Origin of the sequence: Hydrogenophaga sp. (genome assembly GCF_019264445.1) — a bacterium.
In the GTDB taxonomy this organism is placed as follows: domain Bacteria; phylum Pseudomonadota; class Gammaproteobacteria; order Burkholderiales; family Burkholderiaceae_C; genus Hydrogenophaga.
On record NZ_JAHVAB010000070.1, the window covers coordinates 22,538 to 32,925 of the forward strand.

The 10,388-nt window shown below is 67.5% G+C and carries 9 protein-coding genes; all 9 read left to right on the plus strand.

Going from position 1 to position 10,388, the window contains the following annotated elements:
* Nucleotides 1–72: 72 nt before the first annotated feature.
* Nucleotides 73–1,017 (plus strand): LysR family transcriptional regulator, encoded by a 945-nt coding sequence (locus KXJ60_RS15630; protein ID WP_291129961.1) that lies wholly within the window; start codon nt 73–75, stop codon nt 1,015–1,017.
* 23 nt (nt 1,018–1,040) lie between these two features.
* Nucleotides 1,041–2,582, plus strand: a complete 1,542-nt coding sequence (locus KXJ60_RS15635; RefSeq protein WP_291129964.1) for an ABC transporter ATP-binding protein — start codon at nt 1,041–1,043, stop codon at nt 2,580–2,582.
* Entirely contained in the window at nt 2,569–3,624 is a 1,056-nt protein-coding gene (locus tag KXJ60_RS15640) for an ABC transporter permease (protein ID WP_291129967.1), read from the plus strand. Before KXJ60_RS15635 ends, KXJ60_RS15640 begins: the two co-directional genes overlap by 14 nt.
* Before the next feature lie 108 nt (nt 3,625–3,732).
* Nucleotides 3,733–4,653: an ABC transporter permease gene (locus KXJ60_RS15645; RefSeq protein WP_291129970.1), complete on the plus strand. Its 921-nt coding sequence runs from the start codon at nt 3,733–3,735 to the stop codon at nt 4,651–4,653.
* A gap of 56 nt (nt 4,654–4,709) precedes the next feature.
* Nucleotides 4,710–5,861, plus strand: coding sequence for a BMP family ABC transporter substrate-binding protein (locus KXJ60_RS15650; RefSeq protein ID WP_291129973.1), 1,152 nt, complete (start codon nt 4,710–4,712; stop codon nt 5,859–5,861).
* A 131-nt stretch (nt 5,862–5,992) separates the two neighbouring features.
* Entirely contained in the window at nt 5,993–7,009 is a 1,017-nt protein-coding gene (locus KXJ60_RS15655; RefSeq protein WP_291129975.1) for an aromatic ring-hydroxylating dioxygenase subunit alpha, read from the plus strand.
* 14 nt (nt 7,010–7,023) lie between these two features.
* Complete coding sequence (locus tag KXJ60_RS15660; RefSeq protein WP_291129977.1) at nt 7,024–8,034, plus strand: adenosine deaminase; 1,011 nt, start codon at nt 7,024–7,026, stop codon at nt 8,032–8,034.
* Nucleotides 8,035–8,106: 72 nt separating this feature from the next.
* Entirely contained in the window at nt 8,107–9,204 is a 1,098-nt protein-coding gene (locus KXJ60_RS15665) for a BMP family ABC transporter substrate-binding protein (protein ID WP_291129980.1), read from the plus strand.
* Between the two features lie 88 nt (nt 9,205–9,292).
* Nucleotides 9,293–10,388, plus strand: a 1,096-nt coding sequence (gene guaD, locus KXJ60_RS15670; protein ID WP_291129984.1) for a guanine deaminase, incomplete at its 3' end; no start/stop codon positions are given.

Genomic DNA, 10,388 nt, shown 5'->3' on the forward strand with positions numbered 1-10,388 from the left:
CCATGGCACAACATATGCTCGGGCATATGGCCAGAATGCCCAAAACACCATCCAGCCGCATATGACAAGGGTTTGAAATACATGTCCATGTTCGACAAGATTGACCTGCACCTGATTCGCGTGCTCCACACCGTGCTCACCGAGCGCAGTGTGTCGCGCGCGGCGCTGCGCCTGGGCATGTACCAGCCTGCGGTCAGTGCAGCGCTCAAGCGCTTGCGCGAACTCGCCGGAGACCCCCTTCTGGTGCGCTCGGGCTCGGGCATGGTGCCCACCGTGGCCGGCCTGCGCATGATCGAGCCGGCCGCCGACATCCTGCGCAGCGCCGAGGTGCTGTTCTCCGACGCCCGCAGTTTTGACCCCGCCACCGCCCGCCACCGCTTCAGCCTGGCCGCCAGCGACTACCTCGACCCGCTCTTCCTGCCGCAGCTGGTGGCGCAGATCAAGAGCCAGGCGCCGCACTGCCTGATCGACATCCACCCGCTCTCGCGCGACTCCGACTACCGCAACCACCTGGCGCAGGGCGACGTGGACGTGGTGATCGGCAACTGGTCGCAGCCACCCGAAGACCTGCACCTGGGCCGCCTGTTTGGCGACGAGGTGGTCTGCCTGGTGTCCCAGCAGCACCCGGCGGCGCGCCGGGGCTGGGACGTGGAAGCCTGGCTGGGCGCCGAGCACATCGCGCCCACGCCCACGCACCCCGGCGCGCGCGGCTTCATCGACGACCACTTGGCCGCGCTCGGCCTGGCGCGCAACATCACCGCCCGTTGCCCGCACTTCGGCCTGATTCCGGCCATGGTGGCCGGCAGCCTGCTGGTGCTGACCACGGGTCGGCAATACTGCGACCGCTTCACCGGCGTGCTGCCCGTCAAGGTGTTGCCCAGCCCGGTGGAATTTCCGCGAATGATGTATTACCAGCTCTGGCACGAGCGCACCCACGCCGCGAAGGCCGGGCGCTGGCTGCGCGAGCAGATCAAGAGCGTGGCCGCGTCGCTCAAGCGACCCGACGCCGACCACTGACCGCCCCACAAAAAAGGAGACCCATGACCACGTCCCGACTACAACTCAGCGGCATCACCAAGCGATATCCGGGCGTGGTGGCCAACAGCGGTGTGTCGCTCACCGTGCAGCCCGGCGAGGTGCACGCCGTGCTGGGCGAGAACGGCGCGGGCAAGTCCACGCTGATGAAGATCATCTACGGCTCGGTCAAGCCCGATGAGGGTTCGGTCATGTTCAACGGCAAGCCGGTGCACATCCGCAACCCGCAGGAAGCGCGCGCGCTGGGCATCAGCATGGTGTTCCAGCACTTCAGCCTGTTCGACACGCTCACCGTGGCGGAAAACGTCTGGCTCGGGCTGGAGAAGTCGCTCACGCTGCCCGAGGTGAGCGCGAGCATCACCGCCAAGGCCACCGAGTACGGGCTGGACATCGACCCCTCGCGCCCGGTGCACACGCTCTCGGTGGGCGAGATGCAGCGGGTGGAGATCATCCGCGCGCTGCTCACCAACCCGCAGCTGCTCATCCTGGACGAGCCCACCTCGGTGCTCACGCCGCAGGCGGTGGAAAAGCTCTTCGTGGTGCTGCGCAAGCTGGCCTCGGAGGGCTGCAGCATCCTCTACATCAGCCACAAGCTGCACGAGATCCGCGAGCTGTGCAACGCCTGCACGGTGTTGCGCGGCGGCCAGGTCACCGGCGTGTGCGACCCGCGGCAGGAGAGCAACGCCTCTCTCTCGCGCCTCATGATCGGCGCCGAGCCGCCCGCGCTGGAGGTGCGCGCGCTCAACGCGGGCGCGGCGGTGCTGGAGGTCAGCGGCCTCTCGCTGCAGAGCGACGACCCCTTTGGTACCCACCTGGCCGACATTGCGCTGACCGTGCGCGCTGGCGAGGTGGTGGGCATTGCGGGCGTGTCGGGCAACGGGCAGAGCGAACTGCTCTATGCGCTCTCGGGCGAAGACACGCGCGCGCCGGCGGGCAGCATTCGCCTGGGCGGGCAGGACGTGTCGCAGGACGCGCCCGGCCGGCGCCGCGCGCTGGGCCAGCATTTCGTGCCCGAAGAGCGCCTGGGGCGCGGTGCCGTGCCCACGCTTTCGCTGGCGCACAACCTGCTGCTCTCGCGCGACGACGCGCTCGGCGCGGGCGGCTGGATCCGCGTGGGCGCGCTCAAGGCCCAGGCGGCCGACATCATTGCGCGCTACAAGGTCAAGGCCAACGGGCCCGATGCCGCAGCCAAGTCGCTCTCGGGCGGCAACCTGCAGAAGTTCATCGTCGGCCGCGAGATCGAGGCCAAACCCAAGCTGCTGATCGTGAGCCAGCCGACCTGGGGGGTGGACGTCGGCGCGGCCGCGCAGATTCGCGGCGAGATCCTCAAGCTGCGCGATGCCGGCTGCGCCGTGCTGGTCGTCAGCGAAGAGCTCGACGAACTCTTTGAAATCAGCGACCGCCTGCACGTCATTGCCAAAGGCCGCCTCTCGCCCAGCCTGGACCGGGCCGACGCCACCATCGAGCGCATCGGCGAATGGATGTCGGGCCTGTGGGACACCGCACCGAACAACAACAAGAAGGAGACCGCCCATGCTGCGGCTTGAAGTCCGTCCCCAGCCCTCGGCGCGCTGGGGCTATGCCTCGCCCGTGCTGGCCTTGCTCATCACTGTGGTGATCGGCGTCATTCTGTTTGCCGTGCTCGGCAAAGACCCGGTGCGCGGCCTGCAGGTGTTCTTCTGGGAGCCCATCAAGAGCACGTATGCGCTCTCGGAGCTGATGGTCAAGGCCACGCCGCTGCTGATCATTGCGCTGGGGCTGGCCGTGTGCTTTCGCTCCAACGTGTGGAACATCGGTGCCGAGGGGCAGTACATCATCGGTGCGATCTTTGCTGCGGGCGTGGCGCTCACGGCCAGCAAGACCACCGGCCCCTGGATCGTGCCGGCCGTGCTCGCCGCCGGCGTGCTCGGCGGCATGCTGTGGGCGGGCATCACCGCGCTGCTGCGCGACCGCTTCAACGCCAACGAAATCCTGGTGAGCCTGATGCTGGTGTATGTGGCCATCCAGGTGCTGAACTTTCTGGTGTATGGCCCCTGGAAAGACCCGCAGGGCTACAACTTTCCGCAGACCAAGACCTTCGAGGCGGTGACGCAGATCCCCAAGCTCATGAGCGGCTCGCGCGTGACCATCGGCCTGCTGATCGCGCTGGCCGGGGTGGCCGCGGTGTGGGTGTTTCTGTTTCGCACCTACTCGGGCTACGCGCAGCTCGTGGGTGGACTGGCGCCTGCCGCCGCGCGCTACGCCGGGTTCTCCTCGCGCAAGGCGCTGTGGATCGCGCTGCTCACCTCCGGCGGCGCGGCCGGCCTGGCGGGCGCGCTGGAAGTGGCGGGCCCCATCGGCCAGCTCACGCCGTATGTGCCGGCCGGCTATGGCTTTGCCGCGATCATCGTGGCCTTCGTGGGGCGGCTGCACCCGGTGGGCATCGTGTTCTCGGCCCTGCTCATGAGCATGTTCTACATCGGTGGCGAACTCGCGCAGTCGCGCCTGGGCCTGCCCAAGTCGATCACCGGCGTGTTCCAGGGGCTGCTGCTGTTTGCGCTGCTGGCCTGCGACACGCTCATTGCTTACCGCCTCGTCTGGAAGAAATGACAACCCCCACGCTCCACCGCTGCGCGGGTCGCTGCCCCCCAAGGGGGCGCGGGCCTTCCTTGGGGCGGCCCGGCGGAGTCCCTACCACCTCGAACAAAGTCGCTTGATATGGAATCGATTGCACTCCTGATCGCCGCCTCGCTCAACGCGGGCACTGTGCTCGCCATTGCGTCGCTGGGCCTGCTCATCAATGAAAAAGCCGGCATCGTCAACCTCGGCGCCGAGGGCATGATGCTGTGCGCCGCGCTGGCTGGCTTTGCCACCGTGGTCCACACCGGCAGCACCACGCTGGGCTTCGCGGCCGGCATGGCGGCCGGTGCGCTGCTGGCGGCCATCTTTGGTGGGCTGGTCATCTGGCTCAACACCAACCAGTACGCCACCGGCCTGGCGCTCAGCCTGTTTGGTGCTGGGTTCTCGGCCTTTGCGGGCACCAGCTATGTGCAGGAAAAGCTGCCCGAGCAGGCGCGCTTTGCCATCCCGCTGCTGAGCGACATTCCGCTGGTGGGACCGGCGCTGTTTCGCCACCACCCGATGGTTTACGTGTGTGTGGCGCTGGTGCTCGGCCTGATCTGGTTTCTCTACCGCACGCGCGCCGGCCTGGTGCTGCGCAGCGTCGGCGAGAGCCCGGAGTCGTCTCACGCGCTGGGTTACCCCGTGCGGCGCATCCGCCTGGTGGCGGTCATGGCCGGTGGCGCACTCTGCGGCCTGGCCGGCGCCTACGTGTCCACCGTGTACACGCCGCTGTGGGTCGAGGGGATGATTGCCGGCAAGGGGTGGATTGCGCTGGCGCTGACCACCTTTGCCACGTGGCGCCCGGCACGCGTGTTGCTTGGGGCTTACCTGTTTGGCGGCGTCACCATGTTGCAGTTCCACTTGCAGGGCATCGGCGTGAACGTGCCCAGCCAGTTCCTGACCATGATGCCGTACATCGCCACCATCGTCGTGCTCGTGCTGATCTCGCGCAACCCGACCTGGATCCGCATCAACATGCCCAGCTCCATCGGAAAGCCGTTCTACCCAGGCGCATAATCTTTTTTTCCTGTTTTCGTCTCCGTTTTCTGCACCACCCAACCAAGAGGTTTTTCATGACAGACCTGAGCAAACGTTCCCTGATGAAGGTCGCCGCCTTGACCGCGCTGACCAGCGCCGTCCTGATCGGCTGCGGCAAGAAGGAAGAGGCGCCTGCTGCCGCTGCGCCCGCTGCCGCACCGGCCGCCGCACCGGCGCCCAAGGCCGAGCCGCTGAAGATTGCGTTTGCCTATGTCGGCCCGGTGGGCGATGGCGGCTGGACCTTCGCGCACGACAACGGCCGCAAGGCGATCGAGAAGGAATTCGGCGACAAGATCGTCACCAGCTTCGTGGAAAACGTGCCCGAGAGCGCCGATGCCGAGCGCGTCATCCGTGACCTCGCCAGCCAAGGCAACAAGCTGGTGTTCGGCACCACCTTCGGCTACATGGAGCCCATGCTCAAGGTCTCGGCCGACTTCAAGGATGTGAAGTTCGAGCACGCCACCGGCTACAAGACGTCCGAGAACATGCGCACCTATGACAGCCGCACCTACGAAGGCGCGTACATGGCGGGCGTCATCGCGGGCGGCATGACCAAGTCCAACACCCTGGGCGTGGTGGCGTCGATCCCAATTCCCGAAGTGATCCGCAACATCAACAGCTTCACGCTGGGTGCGCAGTCGGTGAACCCGAAGATCAAGACCAAGGTGGTCTGGGTCAACGGCTGGTTCGACCCACCGAAGGAAACCGAAGCCGCCACCTCGCTGATCAACGGCGGCGCCGACATCCTGTTCCAGAACACCGATTCGTCGGCCGTGCTGCAGACCGCCGAGAAGATGGGCAAGCGCGCCTTCGGCTGGGACTCCGACATGACCGCCTACGGCCCCAAGGCCCACCTGGGCTCGGCCGTGATCAACTGGGCGCCGTACTACATCAAGGCCACCAAGGACGCCCTGGAAGGCACCTGGAGCACCGGTGGCGTGTGGTGGGGTGTGAAGGAAGGCGCGATCGACATGGTGTCGGTGGCTGAAGACGTGCCGGCTGAGATCAAGGCCAAGGTCGACACCGTGCGCGCAGGCCTCAAGGACGGCAGCTTCTCCATCTGGAAGGGCCCGATCGTGGGTCAGGACGGCAAGGAAGTGCTGGCCAAGGACACCGTGGCCGACGACAAATTCCTCGGCGGCGTTAAGTTCTACGTCAAGGGCGTCGAAGGCAAAGTGCCGAACTGACCCACCCCTGCCGCGCTTCGCGCGACCCCCTCGAGGGGGCGGCACGTGCGGGCCGGCAAAGCCGGACCCGCCGTGCCCTGGAAAAACGAAAGCCGCCTCCGGGCGGCTTTCTTGTTGGGAACGAGACCAAGATGATCGAAACACAGCTGTGGCACCCCGTGATCGCCTCGCACCAGGTGCGTGACGAGCCGGTGGCCTGTGCGCTGCTCGGGCAGGCGCTGGTGCTCTGGCGCGAGCAGGGTCACGACGGCGCTCGCGTGCACGCCTGGGCCGACCGTTGCCCACATCGGGGCGCGCAGCTCTCGCTGGGGCGGGTGTTGACCGGTCTGCACGGCGCGCGACTGGAATGCCCGTACCACGGCTGGCAGTTCGGCGCGTCAGGCCGGTGCCAGCATGTGCCTGCCGCGCCCGATTTCGTGCCACCGGCCGGCCATGCGGCCACCGTGTTTGAAGCGCGCGAGCACCATGGGCTGGTGTGGGTGCGCCTGCAGACGCCTGTGGAAGCGCTGGCCGCAGGCCTGGTCGATCCGCCCGCGTTCGCCCCCGGCAACGACGCCGCCTGGCGCCAGGTGCTGTGCGGCCCTTATGAGCTCGACACCAGTGCGCCACGTCTGGTGGAAAACTTTCTCGACCTCAGCCATTTCGGCTTTGTGCACGAAGGCTGGCTGGGCGAGCGCAGCCATGCGCAGGTGCACGCCGGTGCGGTAGAAGAGGGCGAGGCGGGACTGGTGGTGCGCGATGCGCGCGCCTGGCAACCCCGCGCCTTTGCCGGGGCGGATGCGGGCGCGTGGATGGCCTACCGTTACGACGTGCCCCATCCGTATGCCGCCATCCTGCGCAAGGACGCCACCGAGGGCGACCCGGTGAGCAACGCCATTGCGCTTTTCATCCGGCCCGATGGCCACGAGCGTTGCACCGCGTGGTTCGCCATGGCCACGCAGGGCGACAGTGCCACCGACCAGGAGCTGGTCGCCTTCCAGGACAGCGTGTTTGCGCAGGACCGCCCGGTGGTGGAATCGCAATCGCCGCGCGCGCTGCCCATCGGCCGCAGCGCGCCCGCGACCGAAGTGCACGGGCCGGCCGACCGGGTGTCAAGCACCTACCGCCGTTACCTTCTTCGCCTGGGCATCGAGCTGGGCACCTGCTGAAAGAGAGTTCTCACATGACCACGACCCCCGCCCAACTGGCTGCCGCCATCCCCAAGGCCGAGCTGCACATCCACATTGAAGGCTCGCTCGAACCCGAGCTGATCTTCGCGCTCGCGCAGCGCAACGGCCTGAGCCTGCCCTATGCCAGCGTGGACGCGCTGCGCGAGGCCTATGCGTTCACCAACCTCCAGAGCTTTCTGGACATCTACTACGCCGGTGCTAGCGTGTTGCTGCACGAGGCCGACTTTCACGACATGGCCTGGGCCTATTTCCTGCGCGCCAAGGCCGACAACGTCGTGCACGCCGAACTCTTCTTCGACCCCCAGACCCACACCGCGCGCGGCGTGCCCATGGCCACGGTGATCCAGGGCCTGGCCAGCGCCTGCGTGCGTGCCCGCGAAGAGCTGGGGGTGAGCGCGTCGCTCATCTTGTGCTTCCTGCGCCACCTGAGCGAAGAGGACGCTTTCGCCACGCTGGAAGCCGCGCTGCCTTTCCGCGAACACTTCATCGGCGTGGGGCTCGATTCAAGCGAGGTGGGCCATCCACCGTCCAAGTTCTCGCGCGTGTTCGCGCGCTGCCGGGCGCTGGGCTTGCACGTGGTGGCACACGCCGGCGAAGAAGGGCCGCCGGCCTACATCTGGGAAGCGCTGAACGACCTGCAGACTGAGCGCATCGACCACGGCGTGCGCTCGCTCGAAGACCCCGCGCTGGTGGCCGAGCTCGCGCGCCGGCGCGTGCCGCTCACGGTGTGCCCGCTGTCCAACCTCAAGCTGTGCGTGGTGAACGACCTGCGGCAGCATCCGATGAAGCGCCTGCTGGATGCGGGCCTGTGCGCCACCGTCAATTCCGACGACCCGGCCTATTTCGGCGGCTACATGAACGCCAACTTCGTGCAGACCGTCGAGGCGCTGGACCTGAGCCGCGATGACGTGATCACGCTCGCGCGCAACAGCTTCGAGGCCAGCTTTGTGAGCGCGCCACGCCGTGCCGAGCTCATGGCCTTGCTGGACGACGCGATCGCCTAAAATCATGCCCCAGCGAGCCCGGTGCTTCCCCGGCTCGCTTTTTCATTCACGGAAGCCATGTAGAGGAACACCATGTACAAAAACCTCGTGGCCCGGTGCGCTTGCGCACTGGCGGCCGCCAGCTTTTTATCGCCCTTCAACACCCTTGCGCAAACCTCAGCACCGCCGCTGAAGGCCGCGTTCGTGTATGTCGCACCGCTCACCGAGGCCGGCTGGGTGCGCCAGCACGAGCAGGGCCGCCTGGCCGTGCAGGCCGCGCTCGGCAACCGCGTGGAAACGCGCTTCGTCGAGAACGTGCCCGAAGGCGCCGATGCCGAGCGCGTGATCCGCGACCTCGCGCAGCAGGGCCACCGCATCATCTTCACCCCCAGCTTTGGCTACATGGAGCCCACGCTGAAGGTGGCGCGCGAGTTTCCGGATGTGAAGTTCGAGTCCATCACCGGCTACAAGACCGCGCCCAACGTGGCCACCGCCAACGCCCGCTACTACGAAGGCCGTTACCTGGCCGGTGTGGCCGCTGGCCGCATGGCCACGCAGGCCGGCTACATCGCCGGCTTCCCCATCCCCGAGGTGATCCAGGGCATCAACGCCTTCACGCTGGGCATGCGCTCGGTCAACCCGCGCGCCACGGTCAAGGTGGTGTGGCTGGGCGAGTGGTTCAACCCGCCGCGCGAGCGCGACGCCGCCATGACGCTCATGAACCAGGGCGCCGAGGTGCTCGCGTTTCACACCGGCTCCACCGCGGTGATGGTGGCCGCGCAGGAACGCGGCAAGCTCGCCGTGGCCTATCACTCGGACATGCGCCGGTTCGGTCCGGACGCGCAGATCGCCGCCGTCACGCACCTCTGGGGCGACTACTACACGCGCCGCGTGCAGGCCGTGCTCGATGGCACGTGGCAAAGCGCGAGCGTCTGGGGCGGCGTGAAGGACGGCATGATCCGCGTCGACAGCTTCGGCAGCAAGGTGCCCGCCGCAGTGCGCAACGAGGTGCAGGCGCGCCAGGCCGACATGGCCGCGGGCAAGCTGGCCGTGTTCACCGCTGCGCGCAATGCCGCCGTGCGCGACAACCAGGGCAAGACCGCCATCGAGCCAGGCCAGGCGCTCAACGACGGGCAGATTCTGGGCATGAACTGGCTGGTGGAAGGCGTGCAGGGCACCATCGACCGCTGACCGCCTTGGGTCTGCGCCCGTACCGGCGTATGGGCGGTATCGTTGGCGCGGTATGTTGGCAGACGCGTGAAGGGGTAAGCTGCGCTGCATGAAAGCCTACCGCGCCGCCCTTCTGCGTTTTGACGACGCGCAACGCCCCGTGTACGACGCCGATGGCCTGCTGGTCGTTGGCCCCGACGCGAGCGGTCAGCGTGTGGTGCGCGCTGCCGGCGACCACGCCACGCTGATCGGCAACTACCCCGGCGTGGGCGTCGAAGACCTGCGCGGCAAACTGATCGCGCCGGGCTTCATCGACATGCACGTGCACTACCCGCAAACCGATGTGATCGGCGCGCCGGCGGCTGGCTTGTTGCCCTGGCTGGAGAACTACACCTTTCCCCATGAGTCGCGCTTTCACGAGCCCGTGCACGCGCGCGAAGTGGCGGCGTTTTTTCTGGACGAACTGGCGCGCAACGGGGTAACCACCGCGCTCACGTTCGCCACCTCGCACCCCGCCTCGGTCGACGCCATGTTCGAAGCCGCCCGTGCGCGGGGCCTGCGCTTCATCACCGGCAAGGTGCTGCAGGACCGCCACAGCCCCGACGGCGTGCGCGATGACACCGAGCGCAGCCTGATCGATACCGAGGCGCTGATCCGGCGCTGGCACGGCGTGGACCGCCTGGGCTATGCCATCACGCCGCGCTTCGCGCCCACCAGCACACCGGCGCAGCTGCGCGGTGCAGGCGAGCTGGCCGCGAAGTACAGCGATGTGTGGATCCAGTCGCACGTGGCGGAAAACCTGGACGAGGTGCGCTGGGCAGCCGAGCTGTTTCCCGACTCGCGCAGCTACCTCGGCGTGTATGGCGACTTCGGCCTGCTGCGCGAGCGCGCCGTGTACGCGCATTGCATTCACCTGGACGAGGCCGACCGCCAGCTCATGGCCTCCACCGGCACGACCGCCGCTGTGAGCCCGACGAGCAACCAGTTTCTCGGCAGCGGCTTTTTTGACTACCTTGCCGCCGACGAGGCCGGCATGGGCTACGGCCTGGCGAGCGATGTGGGCGGTGGCACCAGCTTCTCGCCGTTTCGCACCATGCTCGCGGCCTATTGCGTGGGCCGTGAAGGGCAGACCAAGCGGGGCCTGAGCCTCACGCCGGGGCAGCTGTGGTGGCAGCACACGGCCGGCGCGGCGCGCGCGCTGGGGC